23 protein-coding genes are annotated in these 22,543 nt (G+C 66.3%); 16 read left to right on the plus strand and 7 right to left on the minus strand.

The annotated features are described in order from the left end of the window. Window positions 1-263 precede the first annotated feature (263 nt). The 4 genes from SIDU_RS06810 to SIDU_RS06825 form a co-directional block, all read right to left on the minus strand. Window positions 264-476: a DUF2093 domain-containing protein gene (locus tag SIDU_RS06810; RefSeq protein ID WP_007688981.1), complete on the minus strand. Its 213-nt coding sequence runs from the start codon at window positions 474-476 to the stop codon at window positions 264-266. Further along, the gene (locus tag SIDU_RS06815) at window positions 476-1,879 is read right to left on the minus strand and encodes an NAD(P)H-dependent flavin oxidoreductase (RefSeq protein ID WP_007688979.1); all 1,404 of its coding nucleotides are present in this window, start codon (window positions 1,877-1,879) and stop codon (window positions 476-478) included. The genes SIDU_RS06810 and SIDU_RS06815 overlap by 1 nt, the downstream gene beginning before the upstream one ends. A gap of 95 nt (window positions 1,880-1,974) precedes the next feature. Beyond that, window positions 1,975-3,126 carry a glycosyltransferase family 4 protein gene (locus SIDU_RS06820; RefSeq protein ID WP_039980487.1) on the minus strand — a complete coding sequence of 384 codons (1,152 nt, stop codon included), beginning with the start codon at window positions 3,124-3,126 and terminating at the stop codon, window positions 1,975-1,977. Window positions 3,127-3,141: 15 nt separating this feature from the next. Next, window positions 3,142-4,011 (minus strand): alpha/beta fold hydrolase, encoded by an 870-nt coding sequence (locus SIDU_RS06825; protein ID WP_007688975.1) that lies wholly within the window; start codon window positions 4,009-4,011, stop codon window positions 3,142-3,144. 40 nt (window positions 4,012-4,051) lie between these two features. Here SIDU_RS06825 and SIDU_RS06830 point away from each other — a divergent pair, with 40 nt between their 5' ends. The 9 genes from SIDU_RS06830 (at window position 4,052) to SIDU_RS06870 (ending at window position 12,031) form a co-directional block, all read left to right on the plus strand. Next, window positions 4,052-5,446, plus strand: a complete 1,395-nt coding sequence (locus SIDU_RS06830; protein WP_007688973.1) for a protein adenylyltransferase SelO — start codon at window positions 4,052-4,054, stop codon at window positions 5,444-5,446. A 62-nt stretch (window positions 5,447-5,508) separates the two neighbouring features. Next, window positions 5,509-6,942, plus strand: coding sequence for a succinylglutamate-semialdehyde dehydrogenase (gene astD / locus SIDU_RS06835; protein WP_007688970.1), 1,434 nt, complete (start codon window positions 5,509-5,511; stop codon window positions 6,940-6,942). Between the two features lie 127 nt (window positions 6,943-7,069). After that, window positions 7,070-7,858 (plus strand): uroporphyrinogen-III C-methyltransferase, encoded by a 789-nt coding sequence (gene cobA / locus SIDU_RS06840; protein WP_007688969.1) that lies wholly within the window; start codon window positions 7,070-7,072, stop codon window positions 7,856-7,858. Then, window positions 7,855-8,151, plus strand: a complete 297-nt coding sequence (locus SIDU_RS06845; protein WP_007688967.1) for a DUF2849 domain-containing protein — start codon at window positions 7,855-7,857, stop codon at window positions 8,149-8,151. The genes cobA and SIDU_RS06845 overlap by 4 nt, the downstream gene beginning before the upstream one ends. A 3-nt stretch (window positions 8,152-8,154) precedes the next feature. Beyond that, the gene (locus SIDU_RS06850; protein ID WP_007688965.1) at window positions 8,155-9,786 is read left to right on the plus strand and encodes a nitrite/sulfite reductase; all 1,632 of its coding nucleotides are present in this window, start codon (window positions 8,155-8,157) and stop codon (window positions 9,784-9,786) included. Next, window positions 9,779-10,219, plus strand: a complete 441-nt coding sequence (locus SIDU_RS06855; RefSeq protein WP_007688963.1) for a DUF934 domain-containing protein — start codon at window positions 9,779-9,781, stop codon at window positions 10,217-10,219. Before SIDU_RS06850 ends, SIDU_RS06855 begins: the two co-directional genes overlap by 8 nt. Next, window positions 10,212-11,003, plus strand: coding sequence for a phosphoadenylyl-sulfate reductase (locus SIDU_RS06860; RefSeq protein WP_007688961.1), 792 nt, complete (start codon window positions 10,212-10,214; stop codon window positions 11,001-11,003). Before SIDU_RS06855 ends, SIDU_RS06860 begins: the two co-directional genes overlap by 8 nt. A 184-nt stretch (window positions 11,004-11,187) precedes the next feature. Further along, the gene (locus tag SIDU_RS06865) at window positions 11,188-11,517 is read left to right on the plus strand and encodes a hypothetical protein (protein ID WP_007688955.1); all 330 of its coding nucleotides are present in this window, start codon (window positions 11,188-11,190) and stop codon (window positions 11,515-11,517) included. A 118-nt stretch (window positions 11,518-11,635) separates the two neighbouring features. Next, a complete protein-coding gene (locus SIDU_RS06870) occupies window positions 11,636-12,031 on the plus strand; it encodes an MAPEG family protein (protein WP_007688954.1) in 396 nt (131 codons plus the stop codon). Window positions 12,032-12,108: 77 nt separating this feature from the next. Here SIDU_RS06870 and SIDU_RS06875 read toward each other — a convergent pair whose 3' ends face one another. Further along, on the minus strand, window positions 12,109-13,590 hold the full coding sequence (locus tag SIDU_RS06875) for a replicative DNA helicase (RefSeq protein WP_007688953.1): 1,482 nt from the start codon (window positions 13,588-13,590) through the stop codon (window positions 12,109-12,111). A gap of 134 nt (window positions 13,591-13,724) precedes the next feature. Between SIDU_RS06875 and SIDU_RS06880 the strand changes: the two genes are divergently transcribed. The 6 genes from SIDU_RS06880 to SIDU_RS06905 are packed head-to-tail and all read left to right on the plus strand — an operon-like array spanning window position 13,725 to window position 19,703. Next, a complete protein-coding gene (locus SIDU_RS06880; protein ID WP_007688952.1) occupies window positions 13,725-14,207 on the plus strand; it encodes a UPF0262 family protein in 483 nt (160 codons plus the stop codon). Between the two features lie 32 nt (window positions 14,208-14,239). Beyond that, entirely contained in the window at window positions 14,240-14,905 is a 666-nt protein-coding gene (locus SIDU_RS06885; protein WP_007688951.1) for a glycoside hydrolase family 25 protein, read from the plus strand. Next, window positions 14,902-15,360, plus strand: a complete 459-nt coding sequence (locus SIDU_RS06890; protein WP_013039929.1) for a cytidine deaminase — start codon at window positions 14,902-14,904, stop codon at window positions 15,358-15,360. Before SIDU_RS06885 ends, SIDU_RS06890 begins: the two co-directional genes overlap by 4 nt. A gap of 6 nt (window positions 15,361-15,366) precedes the next feature. Continuing rightward, complete coding sequence (gene dcd, locus SIDU_RS06895; protein ID WP_007688937.1) at window positions 15,367-15,921, plus strand: dCTP deaminase; 555 nt, start codon at window positions 15,367-15,369, stop codon at window positions 15,919-15,921. A gap of 43 nt (window positions 15,922-15,964) precedes the next feature. Continuing rightward, window positions 15,965-16,729, plus strand: a complete 765-nt coding sequence (locus SIDU_RS06900; protein WP_007688936.1) for a metallophosphoesterase family protein — start codon at window positions 15,965-15,967, stop codon at window positions 16,727-16,729. A gap of 19 nt (window positions 16,730-16,748) precedes the next feature. Next, window positions 16,749-19,703: a TonB-dependent receptor plug domain-containing protein gene (locus SIDU_RS06905; protein WP_007688934.1), complete on the plus strand. Its 2,955-nt coding sequence runs from the start codon at window positions 16,749-16,751 to the stop codon at window positions 19,701-19,703. Window positions 19,704-19,916: 213 nt separating this feature from the next. Here the strand turns inward: SIDU_RS06905 and SIDU_RS06910 are convergent, their stop codons facing one another. Together SIDU_RS06910 and SIDU_RS06915 are read right to left on the minus strand one after the other, a co-directional pair. Then, window positions 19,917-20,612, minus strand: a complete 696-nt coding sequence (locus SIDU_RS06910) for an anti-sigma factor family protein (protein WP_007682401.1) — start codon at window positions 20,610-20,612, stop codon at window positions 19,917-19,919. Continuing rightward, window positions 20,609-21,097 carry an RNA polymerase sigma factor gene (locus SIDU_RS06915; protein WP_007682404.1) on the minus strand — a complete coding sequence of 163 codons (489 nt, stop codon included), beginning with the start codon at window positions 21,095-21,097 and terminating at the stop codon, window positions 20,609-20,611. The genes SIDU_RS06910 and SIDU_RS06915 overlap by 4 nt, the downstream gene beginning before the upstream one ends. A gap of 122 nt (window positions 21,098-21,219) precedes the next feature. On the opposite strand from SIDU_RS06915, the gene SIDU_RS06920 reads away from it, so the two are divergent. After that, a complete protein-coding gene (locus tag SIDU_RS06920; RefSeq protein ID WP_129965398.1) occupies window positions 21,220-22,512 on the plus strand; it encodes a S8 family serine peptidase in 1,293 nt (430 codons plus the stop codon). Window positions 22,513-22,543 lie beyond the last annotated feature (31 nt).

Here is a 22,543-nt window from a genome sequence, read left to right on the forward strand (position 1 = left end):
AGGCTCGTCACAACACAGAGACGATCACCGAAAATGTCGATCCGCGACATCGCTTGCATCCTTCCTTGGTCGAGCGATCTTCGTCGCCTCGTTTATGAAGGATAAACCATCAGCGCGGAGAAAGGAATAGAATAACTGCGCCCAGCCGAACCATAAAAGCGCCGAACCGAAAATACGGGGTCTTGAACATCATTAGGGCGCAATGCGGCAAGAAGTGCCGCTTCATCCCGGCAGTCCTCGCAAATCAATCTATATTCAAGCTGTTAGCGAAAGCCGGCGCCGCGATGTTCCAGGAAGGAACGGGTCGCTTCCTCCGGCCCCCGATAAGCCTCCTGAAACTCCGCGCTCCAATATTTGAGGTCTTCCAGATCGATACGCGCACCCGAAACCGCGCAGAGCACGAACTGCCCCGGTCGCACGACATCGAAATGCGGCGTGTCGTAATGCAGCACCGCCAGTCCCTGAATATCCGCCATCAGTCGCCGGTCAGGATGCGATCGACGAGCTGCTTCACGGTCGGCACGAACCCGTTGGAGTAGAAGGGATCCTGCTTGAACTTATAGGCGCCATGGCCCGCGAACAGCAGATTCTTGTCGAGATCGCCGCCATGCACCGCCTCCTGCAAGGACTTCTGGATGCAGAAGCTGCGCGGGTCGGCCAGGCGCCCGGTCGAGTTGGTCTCGCTGTCCATCCAGCTTGAGAAGGCGCATTGGCTGAGGCAGCCCATGCAGTCGGTCTGGTCCTTGCGGATTTCGGCCTTTTCCTCCTCGGTCACGAACACCAGCGTATTGTCGGGCGTCTTGAGCGCGGAGGTGAAGCCCTGCCCCACCCATTCGCGGGCGCGCAGCAGGTCGCCCCGCGTCACCCAGAAATTCTTGCCCTTCACGCCCGCGTCGAGCTGGTGCGTATGGTCGCCCGCCTGTTCGGTGCTGAAGGGAATCTGCCGTTCGGAGCGCGCCTCAAGCTGGCGCAGGAAGGGATTGCGAACCGCCGAACTGTAGAAGCCGGTCGGCGAGAAGCGGTGCAGCAGCACGTCGCCCGGCTCCAACTGCATCAGCCGCTCTTTCCAGAGCTGCGGGATCGGGCTTTCCTGCGTCAGCAGCGGACGGGTGCCGAACTGGAACATGATCGCGCCCAGTTCGGGATTGTCGATCCAGTCGTTCCAGTCCTTGAGCGCCCAGACGCCGCCCGCCATGACGATGGGCACATCGTCGGAAATGCCGCCTTCCCGCATGGTGACGCGCAGGTCGCGGACGCGGGGATAGGGATCCTGCGGCGCCTTCGGGTCTTCGGCGTTGGACAGGCCGTTATGCCCGCCCGCCAGCCACGGGTCCTCATAGACCACGGCGGCGAGCCATTCCGACGCCTTGGAATAGGCGCGCTTCCACAGGGCGCGGAAGGCGCGGCCGGAACTGACGATGGGCAGATAGTTGACGCCGTAGGAGGCGGCGATCTCCGACAGCTTGTAGGGCATGCCCGCGCCGCAGGTGACGCCCGCGACCATTCCCTTCGTCTTTTCCAGGACGCCGTGCAGGACGCGCTGCGCGCCGCCCATTTCCCAGAGCACGTTGATGTTGATCGCGCCCTTGCCGCCCGCGATTTCGAAGGCGCGCTTCACCTGTTCGACCGCGCCGTCTATGGCATAGGCGATCAGTTCCTCATGCCGGTCGCGACGGGTGCGGCCATGATAGACCTGGGGAATGACGTTGCCGAAGCTGTCATAGCTGTCCGCATTGACCGCCGACACCGTGCCGATGCCGCCGGCCGCCGCCCAGGCGCCGGAACTGGCATGGTTGGAAACGGCCACCCCCTTGCCGCCTTCGACCAATGGCCAGACTTCCCGGCCGCCGTAAACGATGGGCTTCAACCCCTTGAACAACGCAATCTCCCACGCAAAAAATTCCGTGGCCCCCAACCACATGAAGGCCGCCCTATAGCAGCTTTGCGGTCGGATGACGAATATTTGGGCGCGCCCTACCGCAAAATATGGGGACTGGATAGTGCCTGCCCGTAAAGCGCGGCATAGGCGTCCACCATCGCGGCTTCGGTGAAATCGCGCCCGGCGCGGTGACGATTCGCCTCGCCAAGCCGTTGCCGCAGGTCGGGGTCGCCGGCCAGCGTGCCGAGCGCGGCCGACAGGGCCGCCTCGTCCGGGACGATGAACGGCCGGTTTTCGGGCGCGACCATGGCGGCGACGTCGCCCACGTCGGTCGATGCGACGGGCAGGCCCGCCGCCATCGCCTCCACCAGCGAGATCGGGAACTGCTCGCTGTCGGAAGACAAAGCGAAGATGTCGAACAGGCCCATGAAGCGCCAGGGTTCCGGCAGGAATCCGGCCATGCAGATGTCCGCCAGCCCATGATCCCTGGCTTCCGCCGCTATGGCGTCGCGCTCCGGCCCCTCCCCCACCACCACCAGTTGCAGCCGGTCGCGATGCGGCGCGACGGCGCGGACGAGGCGGCGGATATTCTTGACCGGACGCAGGCCCGCCACGGTGCCGACCAGCAGCTTGCCGGCCGCGCGGTCGAGGGCGGGAATGGCGTCGGGCAAGGGCGGCTGCCCATAGCGCGCCGTGTCGATGCCGTTGCGGATCAGATGGACCTTCCGCGGCGGCTGACGCCACATGTCGCGGGCGATGCCTTCAAGCCGGACGGACGGGACGACCAGCGCATGCGCGCGCTGGAGCGCCAGGCGGCGATAGAGGTTGCGCTGCGGCTTGAGGCCGCCCGCCTCATCCGCGTTGAAGCCGTCCTCATGATGGATCAGTGGCGGCCCGCCATGGATGCGCCGCGCCATCACCGCGTCCATCGCGCCCCAATTATAGCTGAGGACAAGGTCGTAATCCGCCAGGAAGGCCGCGATCGCCCTGAAGCGCCCAAGGCCCGGCCTGCCAGCGAGCGGAGGGGGTTCGGGAAAGTCGACCGGCGTGGCGGGGTCGATGGCGTCGCGCGCGCTCATCAGTTGGGGTGCGGCGCTGACGATGCTGTGACGGGCGCGGTCGCCCCAGAGGTTCATCAGGCGCACGGCCCGCGCCTCCTTGCCGCCCAGGGAAAAGCTGCCGTGGACATGCAGCAGCCGGGGCGGGCCATCGATCTGCCGAGGCCGGGGCGCGGCGAAACGGACCATGCCGCTCAAGCCGCTTCAGCCATTCAGCACCCGCGCCAGCAGCCGGTCGATGGCGACGACGGATTCCGGCTCGTCCAGGACGGGGGCGTGACCGACATTGGAAATGGTCGCGCATTCCGCGCCAGGGCCGATTTCCGCCACCATGCGGGCGGCGGTGGCGGCGGAGAGCAGGTCGGAACGCTCGCCCCGCAGCACCAGCGTCGGAATGTCGCGAAAGGCCTGCATGACCGGCCACATGTCCACGCTCCCCTCGCTGCCCGCGACCCGCAGCGGCTCCGCTATGCGCATGTCATAGTCGAGCACGACGCGCCCCGCGCTGTTGAGGCGGTAGAGGCGCTTGGCCATGGCCAGCCATTGGTCGAGGCCATAGCCGGGATAGATGTCCCGGTTCGATTCCTCCAGGGCGCGGGCGGCATGGACCCAGCTTGGATGCGACTGGCCGATGCCGACATAAGTGCGGATGCGCGCAAGGCCGGCCTCCTCCAGCGTCGGCCCGACATCGTTGAGCAGCGCGCCCGCCAGCCATTCGCGATGGGTCGCCGCGATCAGCATGGTGATGATGCCGCCCAGCGACGTGCCGATGGCGACGAAGCGGGTGATGGCCAAGTCCGCCAGCAGGCGGCCGATGTCCTGCAGATAGGTGAGCGGGACATAGGTCATCGGGTCCTTCGCTTGCGCGCTTTCGGCGCGGCCGCGCATGTCGGGACAGATGAGGCGCCATGGCCCGGCGAGGCGCGCCGCCAGCGGCTCGAAATCGCGGGCGTTGCGAGTGAGGCCCGGCAGGCAGAGCAGGGGCGGACGGCCATCCTCCCCCCCGGCATAATCGCGATAATGGAGCCTCAGCCCGTCGGGGGACCACCAGTATCCGTCGCTATGGCTGCTCAAGCTGCTTGATCCTTCCACCCTGCATCCCCCATATCGCCGCATGCGTCCTGCCCTGCAACCCGCCAAATTCAGCCCCGCGAATGAAATCGCCGTGCTGCAGCCCGATTTTGCCGATCCCGTCGCGGCGGCGGACTTTCCCCGGACCATCCTGCGTTTCCGCAATGACCGATGGGCGAAAGCGGTGGGCCTCAGCGACCTGAGCGATGAGCAATGGCTGGCGCATTTCGGCCGGTTCCAGCCGCTGGAGGGATCGCTGCCCCAGCCGCTGGCGCTGCGCTATCATGGGCATCAGTTCCGCGTGTACAATCCCGACATCGGGGACGGCCGCGGCTTCCTGTTCGCGCAGCTTCGGGACGGCGTCGGCCGGCTGCTGGACCTGGGCACCAAGGGTTCGGGCCGGACGCCCTATAGCCGCTTCGGCGACGGCAGGCTGACGCTGAAGGGCGGCGTGCGGGAGATTTTGGCGACGGAGATGCTCGAGGCGCTGGGCGTCAACAGCTCGAAGACCTTTTCCATCGTCGAGACGGGCGAGGCGCTGGAGCGCAATGACGAACCCTCCCCCACCCGCGCGGCGGTTATGGTGCGGCTCAGCCACTCGCATATCCGAATCGGCTCCTTCCAGCGCGCCGCCTATTTCGACGACAAGGCGCTGCTGGAGCGGCTGGTCGACTATGCGCTGACGAAGCTCTACGGCGAGGAGCCGGGCGACAATCCTCCCGCGCAACTGCTGGGCCGGGTGGTTGAACGCACGGCCGATCTGGCGGCGAGCTATATGGTGGCGGGCTTCGTCCATGGCGTGCTCAACAGCGACAACATCAATGTGACGGGCGAGAGCTTCGACTATGGGCCGTGGCGGTTCGCGCCGCTTTGGGAACCGGGGTTCACCGCCGCCTATTTCGACCATGCCGGGCTCTACGCCTTCGGACGGCAGGCGGAGGCGATCCATTGGGACGTGGCGCAGCTTGCCGTGTCGCTGCGTCCCTTGACGGAGGCCGAACCGCTGATCGCGCAGTTGGAGCGTTTTCCAGCGCTTTATGGCGAAGCGATGGCGCGCCGCTTCTGCTGGCGCCTGGGAGTCTTGCCGACGGACGATGCCGCCGCCATGGTCGAGGCGGCGGTTCGGGGCATGGTCGCCACCCAGCGGCCGATCGATCGCTTCTTCCAAGACTGGCGGGGCGGCGACCCCCGCGACGGCGCGCCTTATGCCGCGGAGGAATGGGCCGGTTTCCGCGAGGCGATCGCCGGGTTCGAGGCGAGCGGGCCGATGGATCATGGCTATTGGGCCGATCCGCTGCCCTGCTCCATGCATATCGATGAGGTGGAGGCGATCTGGAGCGCCATCGACCGGGATGATGACTGGGCGCCGCTGCATGCGAAGGTGGCGGCGGTCCGGCGCATGGGCGAAGCGATGGGCGACGCCCCGGACCTGCCCTGAGCCGATGCCTCGCCGGGAGCCAGGCCCTTCCCTAAAGCGGAATTAATTGCCATATCGGCACCATGTCCGCCGCGCTGACTTCGTTCGAACCCGCCACTGGCGCGCTTTTGTGGCAGGGGACCGCCAGCGATGTGGAGGCGGAGGTCGCCCTGGCCCGTGCCGCCTGGCCGAAATGGGCCGCCCAGCCCATCGCCTACCGCATCGAAACGCTGCGCCGCTTCGTCAATGTGGTGCGCGCCAATGAGGAGGCGCTGGCCGACCTGATCGCCCGCGAAACCGGCAAGCCGCTGTGGGATGCGCGGACCGAAGTGATGGCGGTGATGAACAAGGTCGACATTTCCGTCGCCGCCTTTTCCGAACGCACCGGACAGAGGCGGCTGGAGGCCGCGATGGGCGCGCGCCAGTCCGTGCGGCACAAGCCGCATGGCGTCATGGCGGTGCTGGGGCCATATAATTTCCCGGCGCACCTGCCCAACGGGCATATCGTCCCTGCCCTGCTGGCCGGCAACGCCGTCCTCTTCAAGCCGTCGGAAAAAACGCCCGCCGTGGGCGAGATGCTGGTGCGCTGCTACCATGAGGCGGGCGTGCCGGAGGATGCCGTGCGGCTGGTGCTGGGCGGACCCGACGAGGGCAAGGCGCTGGCCGCCCATCCCGATGTGGGGGGCGTCCTCTTCACCGGGTCGGCGCAGACCGGGATCGCGATCAACCGGCAATTCGCGGCCAATCCCGGCAAGATATTGGCGCTGGAAATGGGCGGGAACAACCCGATCGTCGCCTGGGACACGGCGGACATCGCCAGCGCGGCGACGCTGATCGTGCAGTCGGCCTTCCTGTCGAGCGGGCAGCGCTGCACCGCGGCGAGCCGGCTGATCGTCAAGGAGGAACTGGCCGACACGCTGGTCGGAGAGGTCAAGAGGCTGGCCGACCGGCTGATCGTCGATCATCCCCATGCCGACCCCGCGCCCTATATGGGTCCGGTGATCGACAACCAGGCGGCGGATCATCTGACCGAGAGTTTCCTCTATCTGATGAGCAACGGCGGCAAGCCGATCAAGCATATGGTCCGCACGACCAAGGGGCTGCCCTTCGTAACGCCGGCGATCATCGACGTGACCGCCATGGCGGAGCGGCCCGATGTCGAACTGTTCGGCCCCTTGTTGCAGGTCGTCCGGGTGCCGGATTTCGAATCCGCGATCCGGGAGGCGAACAACACCCGCTACGGCCTGTCCGCCGCTCTGATAGGCGGATCGCCGGAGCAATATAACCAGTTCTGGGCCAATATCCGGGCGGGCATCGTCAACTGGAACCGGCCGACCAACGGAGCCTCCTCCTCCGCGCCCTTCGGCGGAGTGGGCATTTCGGGCAATCATCGGCCCAGCGCCTATTATGCGGCGGACTATTGCGCCTATCCGGTCGCGTCGGTGGAGATCGAGCAGCCGCGCGCGTCCATCGGCATCGGCCTTAAGGACATCGACACGAGCGCGATGGGGGATTGAGCCACCGGGGGGATTGAGCCACCGGGCGGCAGCGCGACGGATCAAATCGATCCTCCCCAAATTTTCCTTCGTCCCGGCCAACGCATTCTGAATTGAAACCGGGGTCGGTTTTCGCCATCTGCCCAGCATGGCTGAAATTCCACCTGCCACTGTCACCCTTGTCGGCGCGGGTCCGGGCGATCCGGAACTGCTGACGCTGCGCGCCGCGCGGCTGATCGGCGAGGCGGAGGTGATCGTGCATGACGGGCTGGTTTCGGCGGACATATTGGCGCTCGCCTCCCCCCATGCCGAACTGATTTCCGTCGCCAAGCGGCGCAGCCGCCATTCGGTGCCTCAGCATGGGATCAATGCCCTGCTGGTCGAACTGGCGCTCGCCGGGCGCAGGGTCGTGCGGCTGAAGGGCGGCGATCCCTTCATCTTCGGCCGCGGCGGCGAGGAGATGGAGGCGTGCCGCGCCGCCGGAGTGCCGGTGGAAATCGTGCCGGGCATCAGCGCCGCCATCGGCTGCGCGGCGCAGGCGCAACTGCCCCTCACCCATCGCGACGCGGCAAGCGCGGTCAGCTTCGTCGCCGGGCAATGCAAGGGGCTGACCGATCAGGACTGGTCCGGGCTGGCTGGCGCGGGGCGCACGCTGGTCATCTACATGGGCGTAGCGACGGCGGCGGACATCGCCGACAAGCTGATCGCGGACGGCGTGTCCCCGGCCATTCCCGTCGCCGTTCTGGAAAACGGCACGCGCGCCGACATGCGGACGCTGCGCACCCTGCTTGCCGATCTGGGCGAGATGGTGGCGCGGGAAAAAGTGAAAAGCCCCGCCCTGATTGTGGTTGGGGAGGTGGCGGCCTATGCGCTGGCGCAGGATGTGCTGGGCGGCTGGGCCGCGCGGGAGACATTTGGGGCGGAGACTGAAAAGTGAAGATTTTGACCGGCAATGACCTTGGCACCGGGGACGTGATCTGGTGGGCGGGCGACGGCTGGTCGCGACAGGTCGGCGATTCCGTCGATGTGGGCGACAAGGGCGAGGATCTGGCCCGGGCGGAGGAAGCCGCGCTGCGGGTCGTGGGCGCCTATGTGATCGATGCGACCGTGACCGAAGACGGCGTGCGCCCCGCGCATATCAAGGACCGCATCCGCGCCCTGGGACCGACGGTGCGCCCCGACCTGACGCTGAAACCGAATGACGCCGATGCCGGCAACTGGGTGATCTGAACCATGTATCGTTACGACAGCTACGACCAGTCCATCGTCGACGCCCGCGTCGAGGAATTTCGCGACCAGACCCAGCGCCGTCTGGCCGGGCAGTTGACGGAGGACCAGTTCAAGCCGCTGCGGCTGATGAACGGCCTCTATCTTCAGCTGCACGCCTATATGCTGCGCGTCGCCATTCCCTATGGCACGCTGAGCGCCCGGCAGATGCGCAAGCTGGGCGAGATCGCGGCGAAATATGACCGGGGCTACGGCCACTTCACCACGCGGCAGAACCTGCAATATAACTGGATCAAGCTGGCCGACGCGCCGGACATCCTTGCCGAGCTTGCGACGGTCGAGATGCATGCCATCCAGACCAGCGGCAATTGCATCCGCAACATCTCTTCCGACCAATATGCCGGGGTTTCGGCGGACGAAGTGGCCGACCCGCGTCCCTGGGCGGAACTGCTGCGCCAATGGTCGACCTTCCATCCCGAATTCACCTATCTGCCGCGCAAGTTCAAGATCGCCGTGATCGCGAGCGAGGAGGACCGCTCCGCCATGCGCCTGCACGACATCGGCCTCAAGCTGGTGTCGCGCGACGGCCGGATAGGCGCGGAGGTCTATGCCGGCGGCGGCATGGGGCGCACGCCCATGGTTGCGCCGCTTATCAGGGACTTCGTGCCCGAAGATGAAATCGTCTCTTATCTGGAGGCGTGCCTGCGCGTCTACAACCGCTATGGCCGGCGCGACAACAAGTACAAGGCGCGGATCAAGATTCTGGTCCATGAACTGGGCGTCGAGGAATATAGGCGGCAGGTCGAGGAGGAGTTCGCCCATATGCGGACGCTGGGCCTCAACCCGCCGACCGAGGAACTGGACCGCATCCGCGCCTATTTCGCCGGCCCCGCCTATGAAACGGGCCTGGGCGACAGCATCGACCGCAGCGATCCAGCCTTCGCCCTGTGGGTGGACCGTCAGGTCGCGGCGCACAAGCAGCCGGGCTATGCCATCGTCAACATCAGCCTGAAGCCGCGCGGCGGCATTCCGGGCGACGCCTCCGCGGAGCAGATCGCGCTGGTGGCGGACCTGGCCGAACAATATTCGCTCGACGAGCTGCGCGTCACCCATGCGCAGAACCTGGTCCTGCCGCATGTGAAGAAGGCGGACCTCCACGCCATCTGGCAGAAGCTGGACGAGGCCGGCCTTGCCGAGGCCAATCTGGACCTGATCACCGACATCATCGCCTGCCCTGGCCTGGATTATTGCAGCCTCGCCAATGCCCGCTCCATCCCGCTGGCGCAGAAGCTGTCGGAACGGTTCGCCGCGGCGGACCGGCAGAAGGAGCTGGGCGAGCTGAAGGTCAAGATTTCCGGCTGCATCAATGCCTGCGGCCATCATCATGCCGGCCATATCGGCGTGCTGGGCGTGGACCGGAAGGGCGTGGAGAATTTCCAGCTTTCGCTCGGCGGGTCAGGCGCGGAGGACGCCAGCGTCGGCCAGATCACCGGCCCCGGCTTTTCGGAGGACGGCGTGGTCGACGCGATCGAGAAGGTCACCAACCTCTATCTCGAACAGCGGGAGGAGGGCGAACGCTTCCTCGACACCTATCGCCGTCTTGGCATGAGGCCCTTCAAGGAGGCGATCTATGGTTGAGTTCCTGTCCTTCCGCGAAGGCGATGGCGGCCAGGAACCGGCCGTCACGGTCGAATCCTTCACCGGCCAGTCCAATTCGACCGCCGTCCGGATCGAAGCGGGCGAGGATGCCCGCGAATTGCTGCCCTATCTGGACAGGCTGTCGCTGGTGGAGGTGAACTTCCCCGCCTTCGGCGACGGGCGCGGCTATTCGGCGGCGCGGATATTGCGCGAGGCCGGCTATCGGGGCGAACTGCGCGCCGTGGGCGATGTGCTGGTGGACCAGATCGTCGCGATGCGCCGCTGCGGCTTCGACAGCTTCCGGCCCGACAAGGCGCTGGACGATGCCGCCGTGGAGCGCGCGCTCCATCGTTATGAGGACGTCTATCAGAAGACGATCGACGGCCGCCGCCCGGTCTGGGCGAAACGGCACCCGGAGAATGCAAATGGCTGAACCTGCCCGCCAGCTTGACGTGATCGACGCCCGCCCCGCCTTCACCCAGGCGGATGCGGATGCGCTCAACGCCCGCTTCGAGGGCGTCGACACGCTCTCCATGCTCAAGACCGTCTTTGCCGAGGGGCTGGCGGGCAATGTCGCCGTCGTCTCCTCCTTCGGCACGGAAAGCGCAGTGCTGCTCGATCTGGTGGCGAAGGCCGACAAGAACGTGCCGGTGATCTTCGTCGACACGCTCAAGATGTTTCGCGAAACGCTGGATTATCGCGAAACGCTGATCCGGACGCTGGGCTTTACCGACAGCCGCGCCGTCGCGCCCCATGCCGAAGTGCTGGCGGCGAAGGACGAGACCGGCCTGCGCTGGTCCTACGATCCCGACGGCTGCTGCGAAATCCGCAAGGTCGAGCCGATGAACCGCGCCAAGGAAGGGCTGGACGCCTGGATTTCCGGGCGCAAGGCGTTCCAGTCGGTGACGCGCCAGAACCTGCCCCGTTTCGAGGTCGAGGACGGGCGGTTGAAGATCAACCCGCTGGGCGACTGGACGAAGGACGACCTGGAGGCCTGGTTCGAGGCGGAGAAGCTGCCGCGCCACCCGCTGGAGGCGCAGGGCTATCTCTCCATCGGCTGCGAACCCTGCACGTCCAAGGTGCTGCCGGGCGAAGACCCCCGCGCCGGGCGCTGGCGCGGGTGGGACAAGGTGGAATGCGGCATTCACTCGCCGGTGACGCCGATCCCCTCCTCCGCCGCCGATCCAGACGATCCGGCTAACCAGCCGGTGTTCTGACCGAAAGGGCGGCTGCGTCGAGAATATCTCGACTCGTGGAACCTTGCGCTCTTCCGAATCTTCCGGCTTCGAAAGAGAGTGCCTATGTCATTCATCGAAAAAAAGGGGGGGGTCCGCCCCCCCTGCCGGTTCGGGAAGCAAGGCTCGCCCGATCGGTGAGCAAGATGCGCTGGTCAGCGCGGAATTGCTGCTAACCCTCGTCCGGGCGCGCCGACAGTATCTTGACGATTTCCTGGACGGGGACGGGCCCTTCTGGATCAGCATCGGGCTTTTCATCGACGGCGAGAACGGCACCGAAACGTCGCTGGAGCGGGTCATCGAATTTGCCGATGAGTCGATCGAAACCAGCCGCTACATCCTGCGGCGCCTGATCGACCGGCATGTGGTGCAGCAATACAGGACCGGCGATGGCGATGTCGCCTATCGGCTATCGGCGCCTTTCGCCGTTCAGTTCAGCCGCTATCTGATTCAGCAGACACCCCATATCCGCAATGCGCATGCGCGATTGACCTGAGATCCGACGATGGGCGCCGGCAGCCAATCCGCTGCCGACGGCAATCGAGACTTATGGCGCGGGCCAAGCGGGCGCGATATGGTCGCCGGTCATGACAGACTGAGCGGAGGGACGAGACATGGCGGTCGAGCTGAAGATATTGGCGTGGAGTTGCGTGCTGCTGCTGGTCCACATCTTCGCGGCGGCGCACATCAAGACGCGGCAATATGGCGCCAAATGGAACATGGGGGCGCGGGACGAGGAATTGCCGCCGCTCGATCCCGTCGGCGGGCGGCTGGTGCGGGCGCAGGCGAATTTCCTGGAAACCTATCCGATCGCGATCATCGTGCTCCTGGGCGTGGTGATCGCCGGGAAGACCAGCGGGACGACGGCGCTTGGCGGGTGGCTCTGGCTGGGGGCGCGGGCGGTTTACCTGCCGCTTTACGGCATGGGCGTGCCCATGGTGCGGACCATCGCCTATCTCGTCAGCATGGTGGGGCTGGCGCTGGTGTTCCAGGCGTTTGTTTCGGGCTGAACCATGCCCCTGCGCAGGCAGGAACCCAGGTGGAACGTCCGGACTGGGCTCCTGCCTGCGCAGGAGCACGCATGCTTCTACTCGTAATCCTCCATATAGCTGCCTTCCGCCAGGTCGGAGAAGCGGGTGATCTTCGCGTCGAACTTCATGCGGATGCGCCCGGTCGAACCATGGCGCTGCTTGGCGACGATGATCTCGGCCAGGCCGTAGATGCGCTCCATCTCCTGCGCCCATTCCAGATGTTCGGGGCTTTCCTTGTTCCCTGGCTCCTTCGCGGCGACATAATAATCCTCGCGGAAGACGAACCAGACCATGTCCGCGTCCTGCTCGATGGAGCCGGACTCGCGAAGGTCCGATAGCTGGGGCCGCTTGTCCTCGCGCTGTTCGACGGCGCGGCTGAGCTGGGACAGCGCCAGAACCGGGCAATTCAATTCCTTCGCCAGCGTCTTAAGGCCCCGGGAAATCTCCGAAATCTCGTTGACGCGATTGTCGCCCTTTCCCGTGCCCTGGAGCAGTTGGAGATAGTCGACCACGACGAAGCCGATGTCATGCCGCCGCTTCAACCGGCGGGCGCGGGTGCGCAGCGCGGCGATGGTCAGGCCTGGCGTATCGTCGATGAACAGCGGCAATTCCTGCAACTCCCGCGCAGCGCGGGAGAGGTTCTGGAAATCGGCGCGGCTGATCTTGCCCATGCGCAACGCTTCGCCGCTGATGCCCGACTGTTCGGCCAGCACGCGGGTGGCAAGCTGATCGGCGGACATTTCCAGGCTGAAGAAAGCTGTCTTCGCGCCCATATTCTTTTCCGGCGGAATGCCGTCGGCATTGTCGCGCAGCCAGCGCGAGGCCGCATTATAGGCGATATTGGTCGCCAGCGACGTCTTGCCCATGCCCGGACGACCCGCAAGGATCATCAGGTCCGAATTGTGCATGCCGCCGATCTTTTCGTTCAGGCTGTTGATGCCGGTGGTGATGCCCGACACATGCCCGCCGCTGTTGAGCGCGCGCTCCGCGATCTGGACCGCCATGGTGGTGGCCGTGGCGAAGCTCTTGACCGACCCGGTCTCTCCCTCCCCTTCCGACACCTTGTAGAGCGCGACCTCGGCCTGCTCGATCTGCTCGCGGGGGTTTACGTCCTCGCTGGTGTCCAGCGCGTTTTCAACCAGTTCCCGGCCGACATGAACAAGCTGTCGCAGCAAGGCGAGGTCGTATATCTGCGTCGCGAAGTCCCTCGCGCCCAGCAGCGCCGCGCCATTGCCGGTCAATTGCGCCAGATAGCCGACGCCGCCCAGTTCCTTGAGCGCCGGATCCTGCTCCAACAGCGGCTTCAGCGTCACCGGGTTGGCGACCATGTCCCGCTCGACCAGCTTCATCACGGCTTCGTAGATGCGGCCGTGCAGGGGTTCGAAGAAATGCTCCGGCTTCAGCTTGAGCTGCACATCCTCGGCAATGCGGTTGTCGATCATCAGCGCGCCCAGCAGCGCGGCCTCCGCCTCCACATTGCGCGGGAGTTCGGTGATGCCGGCTTCCGCGGCGGCGTTTATTTGCACGAGTTCGACCATGCCTCCCTCATCGCTTCGCTGGCGGCGGGGCGCAAGGTCCGACATTGAAACGATTGGGAAAAGCTGTGGACAACCGCGCCCCTGCTTTTCCCGGTTGCATTTCCCCTTGCGCCGCCGCACTGACCATAGCGTTCATGGCCGATCCGCGCATCATCGATATCACGCTCGACGAGCGGACGATCCTCTGGCGCAACGCCGATGTGGAGCAGGAACGGCGCATCGCCATATTCGACCTGCTGGAGGATAATTATTTCGAGCCGCAGCGCAGCCATGAGGACGGCTATGCCGGCCCCTACAAGGTGCACCTGCGCGTCGAGGAAGGCCGGCTGGTCATGGAGATACGCCGGGAAAACGGCGATCCGCTGGAGGCGATCGTCCTCGGCCTGGGTCGGTTCCGCCGCCCGATCCGGGATTATTTCGCGATCTGCGACAGCTATTACCAGGCGATCAGCAACGCTTCGCCGCAGCAGATCGAAACGGTGGACATGGCGCGCCGGGGCATCCACAATGCCGCCGCCGAGACGCTGATCGAGCGGCTGGACGGCAAGGTCAAGGTCGATTTCGATACGGCCCGTCGCCTGTTCACGCTGATCTGCGTCCTGCACATCAAGGGGTAAGGGGCATCCATATCGTCAGCGCCGGCCATTTCATGGCCCGTCTTTGCCTGTTTCTTGCCGTTCCGGGCCTGCTGGCCCTGGGCGGGTGGCTCTATGCGCGGGAATGGGCGCCCGGCCGGGAGGCGTTCCCGACCCAGGGCGTGTCGGTGTCGTCGGACAACGGCCCGATCGACTGGGGCACGCTGGCGGCGCAGGGGGCCGATTTCGCCTATATCCGCGCATCGAGCGGCGGGCGCTTCCGCGATCCAGCGTTCGAGGCGAACTGGGCGGGCGCGAGGGCGGCGGGGATGCGCTATGGCGCCGCGCTCGATTTCAGCCTGTGCGCCAGGGCTTCGGAACAGGCGACGGGCTTCATGACCATGGTGCCGCGCGACAATGCCGCGCTGCCCCCGGTGATCAGGCTGGCGTTCGATCCGGGCTGCCGCGCGCGGCCGGGGCAGGATGCGGTGCTGTCGGAACTGAACACGCTGATCAACCTGATCGAAAGTCATGCGGGCACGCCGGTGCTGCTCAACGTCAGCGACGATTTCGACGCCCAATACGCCATCGCGTCGGGGATCAACCGCACCTTGTGGCTGGACCGCAATTTCTTCGCGCCCGATGGCGGGCAGCGCAAATGGGTGATGTGGACAGCCAATGATATGCGGCATATCGACGGCATCGACGGTCCGGTGCGATGGGATGTGATGGCGCGATGAATGCGACGGAAAAGCTGGTCGAAGCGGCGCGGGAAGCGATGCGCCATGCGCACGCGCCCTACAGCCGCTTCGCCGTCGGCGCGGCGGTGCGGCTGACCGACGGGCGGATCGTGACCGGCTGCAATTTCGAGAATGCGAGCTATGGCCTGTCGCTCTGCGCCGAAACGGTGGCGCTGGCCGCGGCGAATGCGCAGGGCCGCCTTGCCGATGTGGAGGCGGTTGCGGTCGTGGGCGGCGCCATGGGTGCGGACGGCGCCATATCGGGGCAGGCCATCGTCACCCCCTGCGGCCGGTGCCGCCAGATCATGAACGAAGCCGAGCAGATGGCCGGGCGGACGCTCGCCATTTACTGCGCGGCGCCGGAAGGAGACGCGCTGGTCGAACATCGCGTCGCCGAACTCCTGCCCCATGCCTTCGGTCCCGCCGATTTGGGCATCACCCCTGGAAAGAGCTGAACAGCCATGTCGATATTGTCGGATAAGTGGATTCGCGAACAGGCGCGGAGCAACAACATGATAGAGCCGTTCGTGGAGAGCCAGCGGCGGGACGGCTGCATCAGCTATGGCCTATCCTCCTACGGCTATGACGCGCGGGTGGCGGACGAGTTCAAGATCTTCACCAATGTCGACAGCGCCGTGGTCGACCCCAAGGATTTCGCCGCCAACAGCTTCGTCGACCGCAAGACCGATGTCTGCATCATCCCGCCCAACAGCTTCGCGCTGGCCCGGACGGTCGAATATTTCCGCGTGCCCCGCGACGTGCTGGTGATCTGCCTGGGCAAGTCCACCTATGCGCGGTGCGGCATCATCGTGAACGTGACGCCGCTGGAACCGGGCTGGGAAGGGCATGTGACGCTGGAATTTTCCAACACCACGCCGCTGCCGGCCAAGATCTACGCCAATGAGGGGGCGTGCCAGTTCCTCTTCCTCCAGGGCAATGAGCCGTGCGAGACCAGCTATGCCGACCGCGCGGGCAAATATATGGGGCAGCAGGGCGTCACATTGCCGCGCCTGTGACGCTGTGCGACATTGGCGGCATGATGTGTGAGGCAGGCCCGCCATGCTGATGCCGTTCCGAGCGCGGAAGGCGCGGGAGCATGCGCCGCCCCCCAGCGTGGGCGGGGACCGGCGCGTCTATGCCATAGGCGACGTTCACGGCCGCGACGACCTGCTCGCCCAGTTGCTAGACCGGATCGCGCTGGACGAGGCGGGGCGCCATCCCCTGCCCCGGCTGCTGATCCTGCTTGGCGACCTGGTCGACCGGGGGCCGCAGTCGCGGCAGGTGGTCGAACGGGCGATGGGCCTGGCGCGCTCCGGCGAGGAGGTCCGCTTCCTCAAGGGCAATCATGAGGAGATGTTCGTCGCCGCCGCGCGCGGCAAGGCGCAGGCCGCCCGCCTGTTCCGCCGCCATGGCGGGGTGGAGACGCTGGCCAGCTACGGACTGGGGCCGGAGGACAGCGCCCGGATGAGCGACGAGGCGATGGCGCGATGGATGCTGGCTCACGTCCCGCGCGACCATGTCGATTTCCTGGACGACCTCCCCGATATGCTGCCGCTGGGCGATTACCTCTTCGTCCATGCGGGGGTGCGGCCGCGCGTCGCGCTCCATGCCCAGATTCCGGCCGACCTGCGCTGGATCAGGGGCGATTTCCTGAACCATGGAGGGCGCCTGGACAAGATGATCGTCCACGGCCACAACATCAGCGCCGATGTGGACGTCCGGCCCAACCGGATCGGCATCGACACCGGCGCCTTCCGCAGCGGCCGGCTGACGGCGATCGGGCTGGAGGGGGACCGGCGCTGGTTCCTGCAAACCGGGGATTGATGAAGGCGCCCGGCGCAACTTGCAATATCGGGATGAGGAAATCTCATTTCCCGCTGATTTCCCGATCCCTTATCCGTCGCATCCGATCCTTCCCGCCCGCTTCACCGGAATGGATGGCGGATCGGGACTTTTTCTTCGTTGGACGACGTCGGAACGGCAAAAGCCGTCCGCAACAGGGGAATATTCGATGCGCATTCGCCATGCATTGGCGGGCTTCGCTTTTGCCGCATGCCTTGTTTCGCCCACGAAGCTCGTGGCGTCGCCGAAAATGGACGCCACCCTGTCGCAGCGGCACAAGTTCGACATCGCCCCTCAGCCGCTGAGCAGCGCCCTGCGCCAGCTTTCGACCCAGTCGGGCGTGCGCATCCTGTTCCCCTATGACGAGGTCGCGTCGATCCGCAGCCGACGCGTGCAGGGCTGGCTGTCGACCGAAGACGCGCTGAAACGACTGCTGGCCGGGACCGCGCTCAGGCATAGCGAGGCAGGGGCGGGAGTCATCGCCCTTGCCGTGCCGGCCAGCCGCACCGTCGCCCATCGCAGCCCGCTGTCGGTCCAGTTGGCGCAGGTCGCCATGGCGGGCGGGTCGGGGGCTCCGGTCGCCATGGCTCCCGCCGATGCGGAGGAGGCCTCGGCCCCGATCATCGTGACCGGCACCCGCCAGACCACCCGCACCGTCGCGGAAAGCCTGGCCCCCATCGACGTGCTGAGCGCCAAGGATCTGGAGGCGAGCGGCAAGCAGTCCGTGCGCGACCTGCTGGGCACGCTGGTGCCGTCGATCAACGTGTCGAACAGCGGCGCAGGCGCCAGCTTCGCCGTCAAGACGCTGTCGCTGCGCGGCCTTGCCGGCGACCATCTGCTGGTGCTGGTGAACGGCAAGCGGCGTCACAACACCGCGACCTTGTTCATCAACGGCACGACCCAGAACGGCCAGTCGCCGCCCGACCTGGACCTTATCCCCTCCTCGGCCATCGAACGGATAGAGGTGCTGCGCGACGGCGCATCGGCGCAATATGGGTCGGACGCGATCGCGGGCGTCGTCAACATCCTGCTGAAGAACGACGCCAGCGGCAGCGCCTCCTTCCTGGGCGGCGCCACGGCGGACGGCGGCGGCGAACAGGGCCGGTTCCAGATCAGCAAGGGCTTCGGCATCGGCGACGGCGGCCATGTCCACTTCACGCTGGACGCCTTCCTTCAGGGCCGCACCTATCGCAGCGCGCCCAATCCGGGACAATTCTATGCGCGGGTGGGCCAGCTCTATTCCTCGACCACGGGCGCGCTCGACCCGCGGGAGGCGACCGTCGACCGCAGGGTGAACCGCGGCGGCCAGCCGCAGGTGTCGGGCATCAACTTCGCATATGACCTGTCGCTGCCGGTGAGCGATCAGGTCGAACTCTACCTGTTCGGCACGGCGTCGCGACGGCATAGCGACGCCTGGCTGACCTATCGCTTCCCCGACGCGCCGAACAATATTCCCGAACTGTTCCCCAACGGCTACAGCCCGCATCTCCACATCTATGACGAGGATTTCCAGACCACGGCGGGGCTGCGCGGCGACCTGTCGGACACATTCCATTACGACCTGTCCAGCAGCTTTTCCCGCGATTGGGCGAAATATCGGGAAAGTTCGGTCCTCAACGCCTCGCTCGGCCCCGCAAGCCCCACCGACATGCATATCGGCGCCGTCACGTCGAAGGAATGGACGACCAATCTCGACCTTCAGAAGACGGTCGATCTGGGCCTGGCCGAACCGTTGCTGGTGGCGCTGGGCGCGGAATATCGCTGGAACAGCTACGCCATCGGCGCGGGCGACCCGGTTTCCTATATCGACGGCGGATACCGATCGACCACCGGCCCCAATGCCGGCGTGCTGCGGACATCCGGGTCGCAGGGGGTGACGGGTTTCCCCCTTTCCTCCGCCGGAACATGGAGCCGCGACAATTGGAGCGCCTATCTGAACCTGGAACAGCAGGTCGTCGAGGGGTTCGAGGTCGCGCTGGCCGGGCGGCATGAGGATTATTCCGACTTCGGCACGACCGACACCGGCAAGGCGTCAGTGCGCATAGAGCCGCTGCGCGGGCTGGCGCTGCGCGGCACCGCCAGCACGGGCTTCCGCGCCCCGACCCTGCAACAGCAGCATTATTCCTCCGCCAGCACCATCAATGTCGGCGGCGTGCTGCTGCCCGTGTCGGCCTTGCCGGTGGATTCCGCCGCCGCCGTGGCGCTGGGCGCGACGCCGCTGAAACCGGAAAAATCGCGGAACCTGTCCGCCGGGATCGTCCTGACGCCCACGCCGCGCCTCAACATCACGGTCGACGCCTATCAGATCAGGATCAAGGACCGCATCCTGCTGTCCGAAACCCTGCAAGGGCCGCTGGTGCGCGGGGTTCTGGCGGCGGCGGGCATCACCTCCTCGGCGGGCGGATTCTACTTCTCCAACGCCGCCGACACCCGGACGCGGGGGCTGGACGTGGTCAGCACCTGGCGGGCGGGCCTGGGCGATCTGGGCCATGCGCTGTTCAGCCTGTCCGCCAATTTCAACAAGACCGTCTTCACCCATGTCGACGCCGTGCCGCTGGTGCTGGCCGATTCCGGGCTGATGCTGATCGGCCGGGCGAAACGGGGGGATTTCACCAAGGGCACGCCGCGCGACAAGTTCATCGCCAACATGTTCTGGACCAGGGGACCGGCCAGCCTGAACCTGCGCGCCACCCGATATGGCAAGGTGACGATGGTCCATCCGACCACGCCCTCGCTGGATGCGGAGATCGACCCCAAGGTCATTTTCGACCTGGAACTGGGGATGGAACTGCGCAAGGGCATCAAGCTGACGGCGGGGGCGAACAATCTGTTCAACATCTATCCCGACAAATTGCCCGTTTCATTGCAGGCCAACGGCTTTTCCCTCTACAATCAATATTCGCCCTATGGCGCGAGCGGCGGCTTCTACTATGGCCGGTTGAATTTCGAGTTTTGAGCGGGACGGCCATGCAGATGCGTTAGCCTTTTCCTGCGATGCCATCGGGGCTGGTTTGGCCAGTAGCGGACGTTAGTTTTCCGTCACCCCGGACTTGATCCGGGGTCCCGCTTTCTTTCTGAGTGCGCCTCGTCCAAGGCAGCGGGACCCCGGGTCAAGCCCGGGGTGACGAATGGGGGAACATCCGCCGCCCCACCCCTTCCAGCCTCTATCCTATTGCCACCGCCCGTCCTTCGCCGCCTTCTCCTGCGCGGCGTCGAGCGGGGAGCCGTCCATCAATGCATCGACGGTCGCCATCAGGCGCATGTCGCCGGAGGACGCTTGCCGATAGGCCGTCCCCTGCCCCGCGCCCGGCAAGAGCTGCTGCACCTGCCAGCCCTGCTCCTCGCGACAGGCGACGCCCGAAAGGGCCTGTCCTTCGAAGCTGCGGCACCAGCCGCCGCCCTTGCGCCGAAAGCTGAGGCCGATGCGGATCGGCCCGTCTTGCTGGGCGGAGGCGAGTTGGGTTTCGAGCGCCGACGCCAGTTCGCCCTGCGCGACCATCGCGCCGCGCTCCACCGCAATCGGACCGCCGCTCCCACCTGAAAAATGCCCGATGCCAAGCCCCAGCAGCAGGCTCGCAGCGATCGCCCCGCCCGTGACCCAGACGCGCCGCCGCTCCGTCGCCGGACGAGCGAACGGGACGACCTTCGCCTCCTCCCGCAACAGGGCCTGCATCGCCGCCGGCACGGGCTCGGCTTCGATGGGCGCATAATGGCCCGCCAATCGCTCCCGCAGGCGAAGATGCATGTCCAACCTCGCGGCCAGGGCCGGGTCTTCCGCCACGGCCCGCTCCACGCGCCGCCGGTTCACCTCGTCCAGTTCGCCATCGACGAAGGCGATCAGCATGGCTTCATCCATGTCCGTCATGCCGCTTCCCCCAGCAGTTCGATCAACGCGCCGCGCCCGCGCACCAGCCGCGACGTCAGCGTGCCCATCGGAATGTCCAGCACCTCCGCCGCCTCTTTGTAGGACAGCCCCTCCACCAGCACGAGGGCGATCGCCTCCCGCTGCTCGTCGGGCAGGCCGTGCATGGCGCGGTCGACGTCGGACAGCATGACATGCGCCTCCACGTCGCGGTCGCCGGCATGGCCGACATGCTCGCCCGCCTCCTCCGGTGCGAAGGTGCGGGCGGCGCGCTGCCGGGAGCGGCCCTCGTCGATCCACAGATTGCGCATGATCCGATACATCCAGCTATCCAGTCTCGTTCCCGGCTGCCATTGATCGCGTGCCCGGAGCGCCTTTTCCAACGCCGCCTGGCAGAGATCGTCCGCATCGGCGCGGTCCCGCGACAGGCTGGCGGCAAAGCGCCGCAGCCGGGGCAGGATCGCCAACAGATCGCTTTCGAACGACATCCGGTCTCCATTCAGCTTCCTGAGGGATGAAACGGCTGCCGCCGCGCGTTTCATCCCTGAATCATGAATCTTTTATCGGAAATTTTTTCGCGATGAATCATTTTGGGAGCGAAAGGACCGTAATGCGGTCCAATGATGGAAAGGCCGGCGGCTGGGAGGTCGAAATGAAGTTCACGCGTCCATGGATCCTCGCCGGCCTGCTGCTGACCGCACCGGGCGCGCAGGCGCAGTTGCTGCCCGCGCCGGGCGGCGCCCTGGGCCAGGTGAGCGGCCAGGCGGGCGGCGTGGCGCCGCATGTGCTGGACCGGGTGGAAGGCACGCTGGACCAGGCGGGGATCGACCGGCTGTCGCCTGCGCGCCTGGCCGACCGGCTGGTTGCGGCGCGGGCGGCGCGGATCGACGATCTGCTGCGGCGGCACGCCGATTCGGTGGAACTGGACGACCGGCGCGAACCGGCGCGGCGCGGGGTCATATTGCTGACCGGGGCGCGGGCGGAAAGCGTCGCAGCCTTGCGTTCCGCCGGCTATGGCGTGGAAAATGCCGCCATAGAGGGGCTGGACCTCAGCGTCACCCGCCTGACCGTGCCGCAGGGCCGCAGCCTGTCGCGGGCGTTGAAGCAAGTCCGGTCCCTCGCTCCAGAGGCGCAGGCCAGCGCCGACAATCTCTATTTCCCCAGCGGCGCCTCCATCGGCCTTGCCGCCGCCGCGCTTGCGGAAACCGGGCCGGTGCGGGGCAAGGCGGCGGGACTGATCGACGGCGGCGTGGCGCGCCATCCGGCCCTGAGCGGCCCGATCGAGCAGCGCGGCTTTGCCCGAGGCGCTCCCCGCGCCAGCGCGCATGGGACGGCGGTCGCCTCCCTCATCAGCGGGACGACCGGCATAAGGGGCGCGGCGCCCGGCGCACCCCTGCTGGTGGCCGATATATATGGCGACGATCCGGCGGGCGGCGGCGCCTTTGCGATGGCGCGGGCGCTGGGATGGATGGCGGCGCGCGGGGCCGATGTGGTGACGGTCAGCCTGGTGGGACCGGACAATCCCCTGCTGGCAGGCGCGATCCGGCTGGCGCGGGAACGCGGCGTGTCCGTCGTCGCGGCGGTCGGCAATGACGGACCGGCCGCGCCGCCGGCCTATCCGGCCTCTTATGCCGGGGTGATCGCCGTCACCGGGATAGACGGGCGGGGCCGCGTCCTGCCGGAGGCCGGGCGAGCGCGCCATGTCGATTTCGCCGCGCCGGGGGCGGACATGAATGCGGCCCGCACCGATGGCGGCAAGGGCAAGGTTCGCGGCACGTCCTTCGCTGCGCCGCTGGTCGCCGGGCGGCTGTTCGCCACCGGCAGCCTGGCGGCCCTGCGGGCGGAGGCGAAGCGGGGCGGCCGCCTTAGCGTCGTTTGCGGGAATTGCAGAAATAACGACTGATTTTCAAGTGCTTGAAAATTTTTTTCGGCAC

The sequence above is a fragment of the Sphingobium indicum B90A genome, from assembly GCF_000264945.2.
GTDB lineage: Bacteria > Pseudomonadota > Alphaproteobacteria > Sphingomonadales > Sphingomonadaceae > Sphingobium > Sphingobium indicum.